The organism is Tardiphaga sp. 285_C5_N1_2 (assembly GCF_052076065.1).
GTDB classification, from domain to species: domain Bacteria; phylum Pseudomonadota; class Alphaproteobacteria; order Rhizobiales; family Xanthobacteraceae; genus Tardiphaga; species Tardiphaga robiniae.
The window spans coordinates 5690453-5708327 of the sequence record NZ_CP197241.1 but is presented as its reverse complement, the minus strand read 5'-3'; the positions used below and the strand labels follow the sequence as shown (position 1 = coordinate 5708327).

Annotated in this window: 18 protein-coding genes; 6 read left to right on the top strand and 12 right to left on the bottom strand. The window is 62.3% G+C overall.

Going from position 1 to position 17875, the window contains the following annotated elements:
- Window positions 1-20 precede the first annotated feature (20 nt).
- Window positions 21-407: an MAPEG family protein gene (locus AB7951_RS26975; protein ID WP_089266507.1), complete on the bottom strand. Its 387-nt coding sequence runs from the start codon at window positions 405-407 to the stop codon at window positions 21-23.
- 148 nt (window positions 408-555) lie between these two features.
- Between AB7951_RS26975 and AB7951_RS26970 the strand changes: the two genes are divergently transcribed.
- The 3 genes from AB7951_RS26970 (at window position 556) to AB7951_RS26960 (ending at window position 3516) form a co-directional block, all read left to right on the top strand.
- Window positions 556-1041, top strand: a complete 486-nt coding sequence (locus tag AB7951_RS26970; RefSeq protein WP_439062057.1) for a pyridoxamine 5'-phosphate oxidase family protein — start codon at window positions 556-558, stop codon at window positions 1039-1041.
- On the top strand, window positions 1042-1281 hold the full coding sequence (locus tag AB7951_RS26965) for a hypothetical protein (RefSeq protein ID WP_089266509.1): 240 nt from the start codon (window positions 1042-1044) through the stop codon (window positions 1279-1281).
- A gap of 198 nt (window positions 1282-1479) precedes the next feature.
- Window positions 1480-3516 carry an OmpA family protein gene (locus AB7951_RS26960; protein WP_120287787.1) on the top strand — a complete coding sequence of 679 codons (2037 nt, stop codon included), beginning with the start codon at window positions 1480-1482 and terminating at the stop codon, window positions 3514-3516.
- A 262-nt stretch (window positions 3517-3778) separates the two neighbouring features.
- Here AB7951_RS26960 and AB7951_RS26955 read toward each other — a convergent pair whose 3' ends face one another.
- Both AB7951_RS26955 and AB7951_RS26950 read right to left on the bottom strand, forming a co-directional pair.
- The gene (locus tag AB7951_RS26955; protein WP_439062058.1) at window positions 3779-5533 is read right to left on the bottom strand and encodes an alkaline phosphatase; all 1755 of its coding nucleotides are present in this window, start codon (window positions 5531-5533) and stop codon (window positions 3779-3781) included.
- A gap of 109 nt (window positions 5534-5642) precedes the next feature.
- On the bottom strand, window positions 5643-6281 hold the full coding sequence (locus AB7951_RS26950; protein ID WP_120287788.1) for a TetR family transcriptional regulator: 639 nt from the start codon (window positions 6279-6281) through the stop codon (window positions 5643-5645).
- Window positions 6282-6371: 90 nt separating this feature from the next.
- Here AB7951_RS26950 and AB7951_RS26945 point away from each other — a divergent pair, with 90 nt between their 5' ends.
- The gene (locus AB7951_RS26945) at window positions 6372-7034 is read left to right on the top strand and encodes an O-methyltransferase (protein ID WP_120287789.1); all 663 of its coding nucleotides are present in this window, start codon (window positions 6372-6374) and stop codon (window positions 7032-7034) included.
- A gap of 85 nt (window positions 7035-7119) precedes the next feature.
- On the opposite strand, the gene argG is transcribed toward AB7951_RS26945, so the two are convergent.
- The 6 genes from argG to AB7951_RS26915 form a co-directional block, all read right to left on the bottom strand.
- The gene (argG, locus tag AB7951_RS26940; protein ID WP_120287790.1) at window positions 7120-8457 is read right to left on the bottom strand and encodes an argininosuccinate synthase; all 1338 of its coding nucleotides are present in this window, start codon (window positions 8455-8457) and stop codon (window positions 7120-7122) included.
- On the bottom strand, window positions 8454-9257 hold the full coding sequence (locus AB7951_RS26935) for a phosphatase PAP2 family protein (protein ID WP_120287791.1): 804 nt from the start codon (window positions 9255-9257) through the stop codon (window positions 8454-8456). The genes argG and AB7951_RS26935 overlap by 4 nt, the downstream gene beginning before the upstream one ends.
- A 45-nt stretch (window positions 9258-9302) precedes the next feature.
- Window positions 9303-9779: a hypothetical protein gene (locus AB7951_RS26930; protein WP_120287792.1), complete on the bottom strand. Its 477-nt coding sequence runs from the start codon at window positions 9777-9779 to the stop codon at window positions 9303-9305.
- A gap of 2 nt (window positions 9780-9781) precedes the next feature.
- Window positions 9782-10960, bottom strand: a complete 1179-nt coding sequence (rlmN, locus tag AB7951_RS26925; protein WP_120287793.1) for a 23S rRNA (adenine(2503)-C(2))-methyltransferase RlmN — start codon at window positions 10958-10960, stop codon at window positions 9782-9784.
- 218 nt (window positions 10961-11178) lie between these two features.
- Complete coding sequence (locus AB7951_RS26920) at window positions 11179-11799, bottom strand: invasion associated locus B family protein (protein WP_120287794.1); 621 nt, start codon at window positions 11797-11799, stop codon at window positions 11179-11181.
- A 202-nt stretch (window positions 11800-12001) separates the two neighbouring features.
- Window positions 12002-12841 (bottom strand): SDR family oxidoreductase, encoded by an 840-nt coding sequence (locus AB7951_RS26915; RefSeq protein WP_120287795.1) that lies wholly within the window; start codon window positions 12839-12841, stop codon window positions 12002-12004.
- A gap of 119 nt (window positions 12842-12960) precedes the next feature.
- Here AB7951_RS26915 and AB7951_RS26910 point away from each other — a divergent pair, with 119 nt between their 5' ends.
- On the top strand, window positions 12961-13935 hold the full coding sequence (locus tag AB7951_RS26910; RefSeq protein WP_089266519.1) for an NADPH:quinone oxidoreductase family protein: 975 nt from the start codon (window positions 12961-12963) through the stop codon (window positions 13933-13935).
- Between the two features lie 22 nt (window positions 13936-13957).
- On the opposite strand, the gene AB7951_RS26905 is transcribed toward AB7951_RS26910, so the two are convergent.
- Entirely contained in the window at window positions 13958-14341 is a 384-nt protein-coding gene (locus tag AB7951_RS26905) for a YkvA family protein (RefSeq protein ID WP_120287796.1), read from the bottom strand.
- 81 nt (window positions 14342-14422) lie between these two features.
- On the bottom strand, window positions 14423-14746 hold the full coding sequence (locus AB7951_RS26900) for a 4a-hydroxytetrahydrobiopterin dehydratase (protein WP_256461208.1): 324 nt from the start codon (window positions 14744-14746) through the stop codon (window positions 14423-14425).
- Window positions 14747-14946: 200 nt separating this feature from the next.
- Here AB7951_RS26900 and AB7951_RS26895 point away from each other — a divergent pair, with 200 nt between their 5' ends.
- The gene (locus AB7951_RS26895) at window positions 14947-16365 is read left to right on the top strand and encodes a TAXI family TRAP transporter solute-binding subunit (protein WP_089266522.1); all 1419 of its coding nucleotides are present in this window, start codon (window positions 14947-14949) and stop codon (window positions 16363-16365) included.
- A 60-nt stretch (window positions 16366-16425) separates the two neighbouring features.
- Here AB7951_RS26895 and AB7951_RS26890 read toward each other — a convergent pair whose 3' ends face one another.
- Window positions 16426-17874 carry a PepSY-associated TM helix domain-containing protein gene (locus AB7951_RS26890; protein ID WP_120287797.1) on the bottom strand — a complete coding sequence of 483 codons (1449 nt, stop codon included), beginning with the start codon at window positions 17872-17874 and terminating at the stop codon, window positions 16426-16428.
- Between the last annotated feature and the right edge of the window lies 1 nt (window position 17875).

Below are 17875 nucleotides of genomic sequence, written 5' to 3'. Positions count from 1 at the left end.
CGCTTGCTGCGTGTTTCAACTTAGAAGAAGTTGATCTTCAGCGCCGGCGACAGGAAGATCGCGATATTGGCGAAGAGGCCGCCGGCATAGGCGGCTGAGCGCAGCGACGATTTATCCGCGATGTACAGCAGCGCGTGCGCAATCCGAAACGCGAGATAGAGAGCGGCCAGCACGCTCACGGTCGTCGCCGATGCGCCAAAGTTCAACGCTGCGACGACCGAGACTGCGTAGAACGGGAAGCTCTCGAAGGCATTCTGATGCGCGGCATAAGCGCGGCGCTTGGCGCCTGAAAGGTTCTCGGCGCTGTCGCGTGGTGCGCTGTTATCGCGCGATCCCGCTTTGGCATAACCAATAATGATCAGCGGCAGCAGTGCAGCAATCAGAATGCTCCAATAGGCGAACGGCATCGAAATCCCCCAGGTCAAATAGTATGGCCAAACTGCGTCTTGATGGGCGGTTCCTGTTCCGCTGTCAAACCCGCCTTCATCCGGCCCGTTGTCGCGGAACATCGCATCGATCGCGCCGTTGTTAGTTCAGCCCCAAGGGAGACAGATGATGGCTAATGACAATACCCGTGATATCGAACGCGCCTGGGAATTGATGAAGAAGATCGGCTTCGCCATGCTGGTGACGCATGATGGCGACAAGCTGCGAGCGCGCCCGATGGCTGCCTATGTGGATCGCGAAGCCGATGCGGTCTACTTCCTCAGCGATGCGCGCAGACACAAGGATGATGAGATCAAGCGCAATCCGAACGTGAATCTCTCTTTCGCAGATGCGAGCGATCAGAAATATGTCTCGGTGAGCGGCACTGCTGCCGTCTCGAACGATCGCGCCAAGATCAAGGAGCTGTTCACCACCTCCGCAAAGGCGTGGTGGGACAGCGCGGAAGATCCGAATATTCGTGTGCTGAAGTTCACGCCTGACGGTGCCGAGTTCTGGGACTCGCCGGGCACTGTGATCAGCTATGTGAAGATGGCCGCTGCGGCTGTGACTGGTACGCGTCCGGACATCGGCACCAACCGTAAGGTCGCAATCTAGATGCCTAAAGACGATTCACCCGGCATCGATCCCGTCGAGGATCCGCCGATCAAGCCCGGTCAACCCTCCGAACCGCCGCAGGAGAGCCCGCCGGGCAATCCGCGGCCCGAGGTACCGCCGCCGGTGCGCGATCCCGGTGAGCCGTCACGACCCGAAGAGCTACCTGGAGATGTGCCAGATGAGATGCCGGTGCCAAATCCTGATATCAATCCGGGTCAGCAACCGCCTGCAGTGATGTAGCGAACTACAGATCGATGGCCTGAACGCGCAATGAACAAAGCGCGTTTGGGCCATTGTCGTGTCGAAAATAAAAACGAATTTGCATTTGCCTGTCGCCACATTCCGGCCCAATGCATATCAGTTGATCAATGTGCCGATTTGTTCGGCCGACAAAAATCAGTTTGTTGAAGATCCTTATCCGGGGGCCCAAGGTCTATCATGACAAAACTTCGTCTCGTATTGCTGGCCACGACGACGCTCGGCGTTGCGCATATCGCAGCGACCGCTGCTTATGCGTCGAGTGTCGATGCGCCGATCGTGCTCGCGCAGGCCGCACCTGCTGCGCCTGAAGGTGAGCCCAAGGCTCCCCCGAAGGCACCACCCAAGGCTCCGCCAGCTGCTGCGCCTCCCGCCGCTGCGCCGCCGGCCGCACGCCCTGCGGCGCCACCGCCGCCGCCACCGGCTCCCCCTGCTGCGCGTCCCGCGCCTCCGGCACCCCCTGCTGCGCCGCCGCCTGCGGCTGCACCTCCGCGCGCGGCACCGCCGCCACCCCCACCACCTGCGGCCGCTCCGCCGCCGCGCCCAGCCCCGCCGCCAGCTCCCGTCGCGCCTCCGGCCCCGCGCGCGGCACCTCCAGCGCCCACCGTTGCGCCTGTAGCTCCGTCCGCGCCAACGCCGCCGGCTGCGCGTCCCGAACGTCGCGAGCCCGGCGAAGGACGTCCTGAGCGCCGTGAACCCGGTGCAACGCCGCCGGCCGGCGCGCGTCCCGCGCCTGCAACGCCACCAGCCGCTGCGCCGGCGACACCGCCTGCAGCAACTCCGCCTGCCGCGCGGCAGGCACCTGCTGCTGCGCCGACACCGGCTCCAACACCGGCGACGCCGCCAGCGGCTGCGACTCCCCCTGCGGCAACGCCTCCTGCAGCAGCGCCGTCGGCAGCTCCGGCTGCGCCGGGCACACCGCCTGCTGCGGGTGCGCCTCCGTCAGGTCGCCCCGGCGGCCCTGATGGGCGTGGTCCTGACGGACGAGGTTCGGATGGTCGCCGTGGTCCTCCTGGTGGTCCCGGCGCAGGCGCGCCCGGTGCACCCGGCACGCCGCCCAACGCTGCTGCGCCCGGTGTCGCGCCGAACGCTACGGCGCCCGCCGCTGCGCCGCCCACGAGTACTGCTGCACCTCTCGTGGTCGCCCCCGGTGGCGGCAATATCAAGGTCGTGCAGCCGCCCGCACCGACCGTGACGGCACCGATCCCTCAGGCGCCGCCGCCGGCAGTAGCGCTGACGCCGATCGCACCGGGCGCTGCCCCCCAGGGGCCGCGCAACATGGGCGATTTCCGCGGCCAGCGCAGCGAGCGCCAGGAAGGTGGTCGCACGATCATCACCGAGCCTGGACGCATCATCGTGCAGGATCCGAGCGGTCAGTCGTTCATCCGCCACAACGAGGTCGATCGCTTCCGCTACGGCGCGCGTGACATCCGTACGGACCGGGTCGGCGGTGAGGATCGGACCATCGTGATCCGTCCCGACGGCTCGCAGATCATCACGGTGGTTGGCCGCGACGGTCAGCTGCTGCGACGTATCCGCAGGGACCGCGAGGGACGCGAGATCATCATCATCGATAACTCGTTCCGTGGTCCACGTGGCCCCGGCGGTCCGGGTGGTCTCGGCTTCTATGTCGATCTGCCGCCGCCGATGATCCGGATTCCGCAGAACCGTTACATCGTCGACTACGATCAGGCCTCGCCCGATCTCGTCTACGATACACTGATCGCGCCTCCGGTGGATCGCATCGAGCGCCGCTATACGCTCGATGAAATCCGCTACAGCCCGATGGTGCGCCAGCGCATGCCGTCGATCGATCTGGACTCGATCAACTTCGAGCTAGGCTCGTGGGATATTCCGCCGGACCAAGCCTCGAAGCTGCAGGTGATCGCAGATGGTCTCAACCGGGCGATCTCACGCAACCCGCGTGCGGTGTTCCTGATCGAGGGTCACACCGATGCGGTTGGCTCCGACGTCGACAATCTGTCGCTGTCGGATCGCCGTGCGCAGTCGGCAGCTGAATTGCTCACCCAGCAATTCCAGGTGCCGGCGGAAAACCTGACGTCGCAGGGTTATGGCGAGCAGTATCTGAAGATCCAGACCGACGGTCCGGAGCGCCAGAACCGCCGCGTCACGATTCGCAACATCACGCCGCTGTTGAACGGCGGTCAGGCTTCGCTGCCGCCACCGCCTCCAGGTACCGTGCCGCCGCGTCGCTGAGCGGTTTGATATGAAAGAAAATGGCCGGGAGCGATCCCGGCCATTTTTGTTTTGATAGTACGCTGCTGCCAATGGCTTCCCTCCCTCAAGCGGCATAGCCGCGCAGTGGGGAGGGTCGGCCGATAGGCCGGGGTGGGGTGTCTCCGCAATTGAGAGCGCCGTGTGCTGCACCACCCACCCGTCACGATACTCGCTGGACGCTCGCATCGCGCCACCCTCCGCACTGCGCGGCTGCGCCGCTTGAGGGAGGGAAAAGACGCTGCTACTTCGCCGCCAGCCCCAACGCATCCACCATCACGCGAAACACTTCCGTATTGTCCATCGAACCCTTCACACGGTCGCTGCCGGGGCCGGTGGCGGTGAGGATCACGTCCTCGCCGGAATGCACGCTGGCGCCCATCATGGCCGGCAGATTGCCGAGCCGCAGCATGCTGCCCGGCGCATTCTTGTATTTCTCGTTGGCCTTGAAAGTGCCAGGCTCTTCGCCCTTCTCGGTCGGATCGTTCGGGTTGTCGAGCTTCGGCCGCAGCGTCTCGTAGTGATCGGGAAGGCTCGCCGACATGATCGCAAGCCGCCGGCTGACATCGACGCGCGATGGATAGCCTTCGGCGTCCGGCGCGGGATAGTTCGGGAAGCCGGCCTTCTCATAGACGCCAAGCCGTTCGCGCAGCGGCGGGTTCGACTCCTTGCTCATGTCGTCATTGACGGTGCCGACCAGGCTGTTGGGATGGCTGTGGTCGGAGACGACGAGGATGAGCGTGTCGTCGCCGCGCTTGGCTGCCCAGTCGCGGGCGAGCTTCACGGCATTGTCGAGCATGATGACGTCATAGACGGCGCGGTCCATGTCGAGCAGATGGGCGTATTTGTCGATCAGGCCGGACTCGACCATCAGGAAGAAGCCGTTGTCGTTGCGCGACAGCACCTTGAGCGCGCCATGCACCTGCTCGGTCAAATCAGGCTGCTGCGGAAATTTCTTCACGCCGCCGCCGCCGAGAAACTTGCGGTCCAGCACGCCGTCCATATTGCCAGGCGTAAAAAGTCCAAGCAGCTTGCGCGTCTCCGGCTTCTTGGCGAGGCCGTTCAGTTCGGGCGCCGTGGTCGCCACCGAATAACCGGCATCGCGGAAGCGCGCGACATAGTCGACGTCATCCTTACGCTTCGAAGCCGCGGCCGCCTGCGGCAGGAAATTCGCAGCGCCGCCGCCCATCAGCACGTCCGGCCTGGCCGCAAGGAACTGCGCGACGATCTCGTCATAGGCCGCGCGGCGGCGGGTATGCGCGATCATCGCAGCGGGTGTCGCGTCCTCGACCTCGGTATTGGTGACAATGCCGATCGCCAGATCGAGCTTGCGCTTCGCGAGGCTGGTGATGGTTTCGACCTGCGGATCGTCGAACACATTCGCGGTGCGATCCGCATAGACGCCCATCGCATTGGTTGCGGTCTTGTGGCCGGTGGCATAGGCGCTGGCCGAATTAGCGGAATCGGTGATGATGGAATCGGAGCCCGCCGTTGCCACCATCGCCATATGTGGCATGTCGTCCATCGCGAGCTTGCCGCGGCTCTTGCCTTCGGTGATGCCCTTCGAAAGAATTCTGGCGCCGACGCGGTGCGCCAGCGACATACCGTCGCCGATAAACAGGATCACATTCTTCGCCTTGCGCGGGCCGGTATCGTAGACGTTCCACGTCACCGCGCGGCTGCGCACGCCGTCGCTGACTTCGATCTTGTAAGTCCCGGCTTTGTCGAGCGTTATGTCGCGCAGCAGCAGCGCGGACTGATCCTTGCCGTCTTCCTTCGCGATGTAGTCCGGGGATTTGCCGAACGCTGCGGTCTGATCGGCGCCGTTGATCGTCACCTTGATGTCGGCGGCCTGAACGAGTTCGGGAAACTCGACCTTGAAGTCGAATTTCGCGCCCGCAAGGATATCAGCGCGGTCGAGCGGATAGATCGTCTGCGCTGGCAGCGATGTGCTCGTCAGTAGCAGCGTCGCAGCGGCCGCAATAAAGGTTCTCGTCATGATGGATATTCCCCCTGAGGCGCCCGGCTTAGGGCGCGGGCCTGCATTACGACAGTTGGATGACTGGCAAGTGACGCGCGGTCGTGCCAACGGAACGGAGGTCAAAATGCTAGGTCTCACAGCTCCCGGAGCTCTCCAGATAGCTGCAAAGCATATCTGCCAGGCCTTCCGCAAAAAATTCGATCTCGGCCGCTGATCGCGGGCGGATGGAAAAGTCCTTTCCTACCCCGCTCAAGGTCGAGGTGATGACATCGACGACGAGCGATCTCCTCTCCTCGGTCGCCGCTGGCAGTGCATGCGCGATGAAGGACGCGAATGTGCGTCGTCCTGCCGCTTTGGCCTTGCGGGATTCCGGAGCATCCCGATAGAGCGGCGCCGCGCCATCGAGCGCATGGCGAATGTCGGCTTCGTCGCATTCCGATTTGATGAAGGCATGGACCAGTTTGCGAAGACGCGCAGATGGCGATGCACTTTCATCCTCCAGAATCTGGCGGAGCATGTCGTTGGTGTCTCGCCATTCGTCGCTCTGCAAACGAAACAGGATCGACGCCTTGTTCGGGAAGTATTGATACAGCGATCCGACGCTGACACCGGCCTTCTCCGCCACGCGTGCGGTGGTGAAGCGGTGAAATCCTTCTTTCGCCAAAACCTGAATAGCAGCTTCGAGAATGGCGCTGACCAGCTCTTCGGAGCGAGCCTGTTGCGGCTGCTTTCTCGAATGAATCGAAGGACTTGTACGCCGAGCCATCTACGGCCTCCGCAATGCGATTAGCGAATGCGAATAAATATTCGTATTTGCAGGAGGACGCAATCAAGCGTCTCTTTTGCAGGAAATATCATGACCACACTCACGACGGATCCCGTCGGCCCCCTTCTCAAGCGTCTGTTTGAAGAAGCGGATGCCGCACGGTCCCGCACCAGCCAGGCCGTCGCCGACCTGTCTGAGGACGATCGGCAGCGGATGATGCGGAGCAAGACCGACTATGTCGATCTGTACAGCCGGTTCAGGGACGTCCCGCTTGCCGTGTCGCCCGCGACCGGTGCGCTGCTTTACATGCTGGCGCGATCGACCAGTGCTCGATCAATCGTCGAATTTGGCACGTCATTCGGGATCTCGACGCTGCATATGGCGGCGGCACTTAACGACAACGGCGGAGGTCGCCTGATCACGAGCGAATTCGAACCCTCGAAGATCGTCATCGCGCGGCAGAATCTCGCCGAAGGCGGCCTGATCGATCTCGTTGAATTCCGTGAAGGCGATGCGTTGCAGACATTGCGTGCCGATCTGCCCGATAAGATTGATCTGCTGCTGCTCGATGGCGCCAAGGCGCTCTATCCGGAAGTGCTTGCGATCGTCGAAAGCCGTCTCAAGCGCGGAGCTTTCGTCATCGCTGACAATGCGGATTACAGCCCCGACTATCTCGCTTATGTCCGCAATCCCGCGAATGGTTACCTGTCGGTCCCGTTCGGTGATGACGTCGAGCTGTCGATGCGGATGTAGCGATGAAGGTGCCAGACCTAGACGCGAGAGTAGGATGGGTTTTGCTTACGCTCAACCCATCCTACGCGTCACAACGCCACGGTCGTCAGTTCTTGTCGTTGTCCAGCTTCGGAATGTTCGAGCCTTCGCCGGCGCTCAACAGACCCGTCTTCGAATACAGATCCAGCTTGGCGCGGGTATCGGTGATGTCGAGGTTGCGCATGGTGAGCTGGCCGATCCGGTCTGCCGGCGTAAACGGCGCATCCTCGACCTTCTCCATACTGAGCCGCTCCGGCGCGTAAGTCAGGTTCGGGCTCTCGGTGTTGAGGATCGAGTAGTCATTGCCACGGCGCAGTTCGAGCGTGACTTCTCCGGTGATCGCACGCGCGACCCAGCGCTGCGCCGTCTCGCGCAGCATCAAGGCCTGCGAGTCGAACCAGCGGCCCTGATAGAGCAGCCGGCCGAGCTTCATGCCGCTCATGCGATACTGCTCGATGGTGTCTTCGTTGTGGATGCCGGTCACGAGACGCTCATAGGCGATGTGCAGCAGCGCCATGCCCGGCGCCTCATAGATGCCGCGGCTCTTGGCCTCGATGATCCGATTCTCGATCTGGTCACTCATGCCGAGGCCATGGCGGCCACCGATCACATTGGCCTCAAGGAACAGAGCGACAGGATCGGTGAAGGTCTGGCCGTTCAGCGCAACCGGCTGGCCATCGACAAACCGCACCACGACCTTCTCGGCCTTGACGGCGCAGTCGTCGCGCCAGAACGGCACGCCCATGATCGGGTTGACGATCTTGATACCGCTGTCGAGCTGTTCGAGATCCTTGGCCTCATGCGTGGCGCCGAGCAGATTGCTGTCCGTCGAATACGCCTTCTCGGCGCTCATCTTGTAGGCGAAGCCGTGGGCGGTCATGAAGGTGGACATTTCGGCGCGGCCGCCCAGTTCGTCGATGAATTGATCGTCGAGCCAGGGCTTGTAGATCTTCAGCTCCGGATTGGTCAGCAATCCGTAGCGGTAGAACCGCTCGATATCGTTGCCCTTATAGGTCGAGCCATCGCCCCAGATATTGACGCCGTCTTCCTTCATGGCCGAGACCAGCATCGTGCCGGTGACGGCGCGCCCGAGCGGCGTGGTGTTGAAATAGGCGATGCCGCCGGTCGAGACATGGAAGGCACCCGCTTGAATCGCGGCGATGCCTTCATGGACCAGCTGGGCGCGGCAATCGACGAGGCGCGCCTTCTCGGCGCCGAACTCCATCGCCTTGCGCGGAATCTCGTCGTAGTCGGCTTCGTCAGGCTGGCCGAGATTGGCGGTATAGGCGAAGACCTTGGCGCCCTTCTGCTTCATCCACAGCAGTGCCGCTGACGTGTCGAGGCCGCCGGAGAAGGCGATGCCAACATTTTTGCCCTTGGGCAGGCTCTTCAGGATCGTAGTCATCGAACGTCCAATCGGGCAATTTCGGTTGAATTGGGTGCGGGACCGACCTCGCGACCGCGCAATTTCTGCCGCCAGCGATAGCCCGGCCAGGCAAAGCGCGTCAACGCAGCGTCAATCTCCTCATCCGTCTTCCGGGTCGAGGGCCAGCGGTAAATCCATCCGTGAATCAACCAGATAACCAGGAACGACACGAGGCCGGCGATGGTCACGTCGGTAAAGAAATGGCCGCCGAAAGCCATCCGCCAGCCCGAGGTGGCGATTCCGAACACCGTAGCTGCCGCATAGGCGTAAGGGCGCACCGCCGGCGGCGCGAGCGCAGCGGGGGCGTAGGTCCAGAACGCCGTGGCGCCTTCGCCGGAGAAGAACGAGCAGTTGCGGCCGCATTGGCCAGTCGGATTCCACCAGGCCTTGTATTGCCAGGGGCCGTTGAATTCGGAGACCATCACCGGCCGCGGGCGGCCCCAGAAGGTCTTGAAGGTCAGATTGGTCAGGACCCCGGCCGACATCAGCATGGTGAGGATCAGGAAGGCCATGGTGCGGCCCTTCACCAGCAGCGGCCGGTTTGGCCAGATCAGCTTCACGATCAGCGCGAGGATCGAGGGCGCGACAAAGGCCCATGCGATCCACATCGCCGCATCGCGGGCGAATTGCGCATAGGGCAGCGACGTCGTGGGGAAGCGTCTGGTCTCGGGATCGTAGAACAGTGCCGCGAGCTTGAGGTCGAGGTCGGGCCAGACTCCGAAGACAATGGCAATGACGGCAAACAGCCCAAGCGCGATGAGGAGTCCGGTCCGGTTCATGGCGGGCGGTTTAGCCGAGGCAGGAGTTGAAGGAAAGGCAGTGCACTACGGGCCGGCCGCGACATCGGGCTGCGGAGGCGCGCGCCGCGGCTGCCGCCAAGCGCCGGCATTGCGGCCGGCGATTACCCAGTAGATCAGTCCGGCAACAATACCCGCGCCGGTCATGACTTCGAGATGCCGACGTACAATGCCGTCGAAACTCATCGTAGCAGGGTCATAGGGGATCAGGCCGAGATAGCACGCGAGCCCGACCGCCGCGCCGCCGAGCGCATAGACGATGACGCTGCGAATGTAGAAAGCCTCGGTCATGAGGACGACGAGCATCGCCGGGATCAGTGCGAAGCCGCTGATGAAGATGAAGCCGAAGCCAAGCAGGATATTGATCGTGTTGGGATCGATGACGCCGGTATCGAGCGCGCTGAGTTCCGGAAACAGGATCGAGAACACCACGATCGCGCCGCCGACGAGACAGGCGGCGCAGAAGCCGAGAAAGATGACGAACAGGCGGCCGATCAGCGCCATTGTCAGTCCGTCATCGCCATCGCGCGCAAAGCCTGACGCTCACGCGCCGAAAGTTTCTCGGTCTCCGACTTCAACTGGCCGCAAGCGGCGAGAATGTCGCGACCGCGCGGCGTGCGCACCGGTGAAGAATAGCCGGCATTGAAGATATATTCGGAGAACTTCTCGATCTGGTCCCAGTCCGAACATTCGTAGCGCGTGCCGGGCCACGGATTGAACGGGATCAGATTGATCTTGGCGTGGATACCCTTGAGCATTTTCACAAGCAGCTTGGCGTCCTCGAGCGAGTCGTTGACGCCTTTCAGCATCACATATTCGAAAGTGATGCGCCGTGCATTGGACGCGCCCGGATAGTCGCGGCAGGCCTGCATCAGTTCTTCGAGCGGATATTTCTTGTTCAGCGGCACCAGCTCGTTGCGGAGTTCATCGCGCACCGCATGCAGCGAGATCGCCAGCATCACGCCGATCTCGTCGCCGGTGCGTTTGATGTTCGGCACCACGCCGGAGGTCGACAAAGTGATACGCCGTCGCGAAATGCCGATGCCTTCATTGTCCGACACGATCAGCAGCGCGTCGCGCACCGCATCGAAATTATAGAGCGGCTCGCCCATGCCCATCATCACGATATTGGTGACGCGGCGGTTGCCGTCCGGGGTCTCGCGGTCGGCCCAGTCACCCAGGCGGTCGCGGGCAACCATGATCTGGCCGACGATCTCGCCGGCCGTGAGGTTGCGGACCAGCCGCTGGGTACCGGTGTGGCAGAACGAGCAGTTCAGGGTGCAGCCGACCTGGGAAGAGACGCAGAGCGTGCCGCGGTCGGTTTCGGGGATATAGACGCACTCGACCTCATGGGCCTTCTCGCCGGCGGTCCCCGAAGGCAGCCGCAGCAGCCATTTCCGGGTGCCGTCATTGGAGATCTGCTCGACGATCACCTCCGGCCGCGCGACCGTGAAATGCTTTTCGAGGTCTTCGCGCATACCTTTGGAAATGCTGGACATTTCAGAAAAGGTCTGGACCCCGCGGACATACATCCAGTGCCAGATTTGCTGCGTACGCATCTTGCGCTGGGCCGGCGCCACGCCGATGGAACCGAGCTTTTCCGCGATTTCCGTGCGCGACAGGCCGATCAGGGACGGCTTGGCCAGCGGCACATAGGTCTCGGTGGCGATCTTCTCCAGCGGCATCTCGCCCGCGGGCAATGCGCGGGAAGCGTCGATGGCGGAGCTTGATACGGAAGCACTTGCCTCGGCTGAAACGGGGGTCATGACGTTCGATCTATGATGTCGCGGGAAATCAGGCCTTAAACAGGCCGACCTCAAATAAGCTTTTCGCGCCCGAATGAAAAGGCGCGAAATGCGGCAATATTAACGGCGACAAGGATTTAGCCGGTGTTTGGCGGCAATTACCGCCGGCAATCCTGCGCCAGCCGGTCCAGCGCCTGGGCTAGGCCCTTCAGCGAAAACGTGTCGGTGGTCTCGGTGCCCTTGGCGGAGACGCCCTTCACAGTCACGTCGGCCGCCTTGCGCAGGGCTTCCACCATGCGCTCTTCTTCGGCGGCATTCTTGATCCAGAGCCCGTCGCCCTGCGTATACATCGCATAGCGCGCGCCGCCGACTTCCAGCGTGGACTCGGAGCCCGGCTTCAACTGATAGCCGATCATGATCGAGACTTCGTTGGTCACCTTCTCGGCCGGGCGGGTCGAGACGAAGGCGTAAGCGGGATCGCGCGGGCGGTTCGCCGGATTGGTCTTTGACGACGCCGGCTTGGCCAGCGCGAAGCAGACTTTCTTGCCGTTCGGTGTCGCGGTGTAGGCGCCCCACGAGCCGAACTGTCCGACCAGCGTGGGCTCTGCGCCACCCGCTGCAGCAGGCGGCGCCGCCGCTGCGGGCTTTGCCGGTGTGGGCGCTGCCTTCGGTGCGGCGGCCTTGCCCTTCGATGCAGCGCTCTGCGCCTGCGCAAGATCGGAGATACCGACCATCGCTACACTCATCGACACAACTGTCAGGAATCGCCGCACGGACATCAAGTCTCGATCCTCTATCATTGTGACTGGAAGATGGCTCGCAACAAGACGGCTTTACCAAGACGATCTGGAATCGCTGACGTCACGATGTCTGCCATATCCGCAAATCGCTTTCTTGAAAAGGCAGACGCGACTCCCGCAAGGATAGCAGTCCTTGCCTTGCTGCGCGCTGACGGCGCAGGAGTCATCCTCAGTTTTCTGCTCAGTTTTTTGCACGCGCCGCACGCTGCGCTGCCCACTGCGCATCGCTCCACTGCAGCAGATCCTCTGCGCCAGATGCGCGCAGGTGTGCGCCCCCATCCTGCACCACCATCTCGCCATTGATATAGCCGGCCTGCTCGGAAATCAGGAAGCTTGCGAGATTTGCGAGCTCGCTGTGTTCGCCGACGCGGCCGAGCGGGTTCTGCGCCGCAGGGCCGCTGTCGCGTCCCTCGGGCCGCAGCTGCCCGGTCGCGCCGGTGGTGGGGAACGGGCCGGGCGCGATCGCGACGGTGCGGATGCCTCTGGGTCCCCACTCCACCGCGAGCGACTTCGTCATTGCAAGGATTCCAGATTTGGCCATCGCCGATGGCACCGTGAAGGCGCGCCCGGTGATCGTGGATGTCGAGAGGATGCTCAGCACGACACCCTTGTGGTGTCCTGCGATCCAGCGCCGTCCGGCTTCAAGGGTGCAATACATGGCGCCGTGCAGCGTCGGTGCGAGGATCGCATCGGCGGCGCGGGCAGAGAGGTGCTCGCTCTGTGCGATGAAGGTGGCCGCGGCATTGTTGACGAGGACGTTGAGTGGCCCGTCGCGCCAGATTGTCTCCATCATCGCCTCGACCGCCGCTGCGTCACGAATGTCGCAGGTGAAGGTGCTGACCTTGGCGCTGAGATCGGTACGCAGTTGTGCTGCAGTTTGTTCGAGCTGTTCAAGTCGGCGACCGCAGATGATGAGCTCGGCACCCAGCTCCGCAAAGCGGCGACTCATGGACGCACCGAGGCCGGAACCGCCGCCGGTGACCAGAATGCGCTTGTTGGCGAGCAGCGTTGTCTCGAACATGGGACGGTTCCTCGGTTGGCCGCGTGGCGGAATTACCTTTTCTCGAATCAGATTGTAGCGCGCCGTCAAATCCGGCATGACTCCCTTCAACTGTCTCAAGCCGAAGGTCAGATGATCAGATGAAAGCCATTCTCTGCTCGCAATTCTGCGAACCCGATGATCTCGTTCTCGCCGATATCGATGATCCCGTTGCCGGTGACGGTCAGGTCGTTATCGCCATCAAGGCGGCGGCGCTGAATTTCTTCGACATCCTGATGATCCAGGGCAAATACCAGATCAAGCCGCCGTTCCCGTTCTCGCCGGCTGCGGAAGTCGCTGGTGTGATCGAGAGCATCGGCAGCGGCGTGACCGGCTTCAAGGTTGGTGACCGTGTGGTCGCATCTGTGGGCCACAATGGCGCCCGTGAAAAGATCGCGGTGCCTGCGGCATCCGCCGTGAAGATTCCCGACAATCTCGATTTCGATCGCGCCGCCGGCGTGATCATCACTTACGGCACGGCGCTGCATGCGCTGGAAGACCGCGCCAGCCCGAAGCCCGGAGAGACGCTGGCCGTGCTCGGCGCCGCGGGCGGCACTGGGCTCGCGGCCTGCGAACTCGGCAAGCTCTTGGGTCTCAAGGTCATCGCCTGCGCATCGTCGGACGAGAAGCTGGAATTCGCCAAGAAGCACGGCGCGGATATTGGGCTGAACTACGCGACCGAAGATCTGAAGGAAGGTCTGAAGAAGCTGACGGACGGCAAGGGTGTCGACATCATCTTCGATCCGGTGGGCGGCAAATATGCCGAAGCCTCGCTGCGCGCTATCGCTTGGGAAGGCCGCTTCCTGGTGATCGGCTTCGCCGCCGGCGACATTCCGAAGATGCCGCTTAATCTAGCGCTGCTGAAGGGCTGCGACATTCGCGGCGTATTCTGGGGCGCCTGGGTACGGCAGAATCCCGAGAAGAACCGCGCCAATCTGGAAAAGCTGGTGAAGTGGGCCGCCGAAGGGAAGATCTCATCCCATGTCGACAGGACTTTCCCGTTAGCCAAGACAGCCGATGCGTTGAAGGTACTGGCGGGCCGTCAGGCCATGGGCAAAGTGATCCTTCATCCATAAAACTGAATGAGGCGGACGCGGATTACGCGTCCGTTTCACCCTTCGCCAATCCACGCGCAATGGCCGCTCTGGCAGCCGCGCGATGGTCCTCGTTGATGTGGCTCGCCACCATGCGCAAGGCGGTGGCCAGCACCGCGGCATCATCAGTGAATCCCAGAACGGGCAGCATGTCCGGCACGAAATCGAATGGCAGCACGAAATACGCGATGGCGCCGAGCAGCGCCGCCTGGACATGGCGCGGTGTCTGCCGGTCGAAGGCGCAGTAGTAAGCCGCCAGCAAGTCTTCGGCGAAAGGCAGTTTGACCGCCAGTCGCTTGAGCTTGTGCCAGAACTGCTTGCGCACGCTTTCGCGGTCTTTGGCCAGTTCATCGGCTGGCTCGAAGCCCACGCTGTGGTCGGTTGCCATCGGCAATGTCCTCACGGCTGCAGTTTGCAGCCTTTCCGGTAAATGGTGATCCGGCTCCGGCGTCGCAACATTCAGCAACGCTCAGGAGTGGCCGAGTTGCCCGGCGATGGTATTCATGGCCCTGGCCAGATCGACATCGCGCTTGGTGACGCCATCGGCGTCGTGGGTGGACAGTACTACCTCCACTGTCTTGTAAACATTGCGCCATTCTGGGTGGTGGTCGCTCTTCTCGGCGACCAGGGCGACCCGCGCCATGAAGCCGAAGGCCTCGTTGAAATCCTTGAACGTAAAGGTCCGGGCAATGGCATCGCGCCCGGAAACCTCGCTCCAGCCCGAGAGCTCCTTGAGCGCCGCCTTGCGGGCCTCGGCCGAGAGTCGTTCCACCATGCCAACCTCCTGCTTCACTTGAACTTTACTCTAACGCCCGGTGACACAGTTGGGATCCATGCCACAATAAGGCAGCAAATGCCGCGCATGCAGGAAAGTAACCAAGCCCGTCGGTAACCATGCTGCCGGTGGAACGGCGCGTCGACCCGAAACTTTGCTACATTGTCGCTCGAACCCATTTGGCGCAGATGAATTTGAAGCGATTGTTTTCCAGATCCATGGCAGACGGTCCCGATGTTATCGGGCCGATAGGGCCGCCGTCGCCGCGGTCGATCCGGCGCAAGATGACGCTGATCACGCTGGCGGGGACGCTGGCGATCGTCGCGGCTGTGGCCGGCGCTTACTACTTCGCCATGAAGCCGGTGCCGCTGCGGATCGCCGTCGGTCCGCCGAACAGCGACGACGTGAAGGTTGTGCAGGCGCTGGTGCAGTCGTTCTCGCGCGATCACTATACAGTCCGGCTGCGACCGATCCTCACCGAAGGTGCCACTGCCAGCGCCAAGGCGCTTGCTGACGGTAAAGCCGATCTCGCGATCATCCGCGGCGATCTGGAAGTACCAAAGAATGCGCGCGCGGTCGCCACGCTGCGCAAGAACGTCGCCGTGATCTGGGTGCCGCCGGCCGCCAAGGGCAAGAAGTCCGGCCCGAAGATCACCAAATTCTCGCAGCTCGCCGGCCGCCGCGTCGGTGTGATCGGCAAGACGCAGGCCAACGTCAACTTGCTCAACATTATCCTGCGGCAATACGGCGTCGATCCTGCCAAGGTCACCATCGTGCAATTCTCGACCACCGAGGTGGCCGAGGCGGTGAAGGACCAGAAGGTCGATGCGTTCATTGCGGCCGGTCCGGTGAACAGCAAGATCACCAATGATGCGATCCAGGCCTCGAGCCGCGATGGCACGCCGACTTTCCTCGCGATCGATTCGGCTGAAGCCATCGCGCAGAATTTCCCGATGTATGAATCATCGGAAATTCCTGCAGGCGCATTCGGCGGCGCGCCGGCGCGGCCGGACGATGACGTCAAGACCATCAGCTTCTCGCATCACATCGTGGCGCGGCAGAGCTTGTCTGATGTGACCATCGCCGCCTTTACGCGGCAGCTGTTTGCGATCCGTCAGCAGATCATCAACGATTTCCCGCTGGCGGCGAAGATCGAGACGCCCGATACCGACAAGGATGCGGTGATCCCCGTGCATCCCGGCGCGGCCGCCTATGTGGATGGCGAAGAAAAGACCTTCCTCGATCGCTACAGCGACTACATCTGGTGGAGCCTGATGGGGCTCTCGGCGATGGGCTCGATCGGCGCCTGGTTCGCAAGCTATCTGAAGAAAGATGAGCGCAACGTGAATGTGTCGGAGCGCGATCGCCTGCTCGACATGATTGCCGCCGCGCGCAAGAGCGAGTCCCTCGAAGAGCTCGATACGATGCAGGCGGAGGCCGACGATATTCTGCGTCATACGCTGAATTGCTACGAGCACGGCGCCATCGAGGAAGGCACGCTGACAGCCTTCAACATTGCGCTTGAGCAATTCCACAACGCCGTCGCCGACCGCAAGGCGCTGATCGGCATGATCCCGCCGGAGCCGATGAATCCGCCGGAGCAATTGCGCCAGCCGCCGCGGCCGCTCGCGGTCTAGAGTCTTTCGTTTTGACGCGTTTTCTTCACGCGAACCGGGACCACTTCGCTCGAAAACGCTTTAGCGCTTGAGATAGCGCCAGCCGATCACGACGCCGCTCACCGAGACGATGGTGCCGAGAATCGACAGCAGCCACACTACGATGTCCCAGGCCGGGCGATACATCAGCAGCAACTGAAAATCGAAACTATGCAGCGCGTTGAACAGCCAGCGATAGGTGCGCCGGCTTGAGTCTATACGGCCGAGGATGTCGCCGGTGACCGGGCTGATGTGAAACCAGGTTTGCGCGTCATCATCGAATGTTGCGCGTAACACTGGCAATTCGCGGTCATTGTGGTGTGCGTACCAATAAGCGTCGTATTTCCAGAGGGTTATCTGGTTTTCGAGGCGCGAATCCGGAAGCAGTTTTGTTGCGGCGTTCCAGAGGCGGTCTTGCGGCAGTCTTGCGATTTCGCCGCTTGTCGGATTGATCGCCATCTTCGTGCCGTCGCGCTTCGCGACGATCATCAGCGGCATGCCGTCGATCCATACGAACCGTGCTTCGACCGCGGCCTTGTCCGCCGGTGCGCGAAGGGCCACAGCGATGGTTGGCGCATCGTGGCCGGCATAGCGTTGCAATACCTCGCGTGGCGTATTGCGGTCGGCAAAAACACGGCCGGGATCGAGCGACAGCCAGCCCGAGAACATCCAGGTCAGCACGAAGAGGCCGGCGATCAGTCCGGTGACGTGATGCCACGCCATCCAGCCACGATAGGGCGAGATGCTGCCGCTCGCATAACGCCGCTTAAGGCGCACACGCAAAATGCCGATCCAGATTCCGGTAACGCCGACGATCAAACAGATGCCGGAGACCCAAAGCACCACGAGCCGCCACAGCGGGCCGTCCTTGCGCAACACGGTCGGATAGATCCAGTGCGGGATCGAGCCGGACCAGTTCCAGACGCGCTCCGTGCGGTTGGTATCGAGTGCGATCTCGCCGGAGCGCGAGGAGACGTAAAGCTTGGTGCCGGCATCGTCGCCGAGTGTGATCAGATACAACGGTCGCAGTGGATCGTAACGTGCGGTGACACTCCATTGATCGCGATCGACGGTCTCTTCGAGCTGAGGCAACTTGCTGGCGGGATGATGCCGTGCGACTGCAAGTGCCTGCAGTTCGTTGATCTCGGTGATGGTACGGCCATCGACGGCGGAGATGGTTTGTCGTTTGCCGTCCCAGCCAGTCAACCGATACACCGGCTCGTCGGCAACCATGTTCAATCGCAGTTCGCGCGGATAGCGCGTGGCACCGGCAGCCTTCATCGCCTCGTCGGGAGAGAGCGCCACTTTCTCCCAGACGATATCGGGCAATGCCGCCAGCCGCTCTTTATCGGAGAGGCCGGGAAACGCGACATACATCATCACCACGCCCGAGATGAACCACATCGCGAAGAAGAGACAGGTGACGATGCCGACCCAGCGGTGGCCGATATACAGCCACCGCCGGAGTGTGCGTGTCAGCTTGCGCGACAAG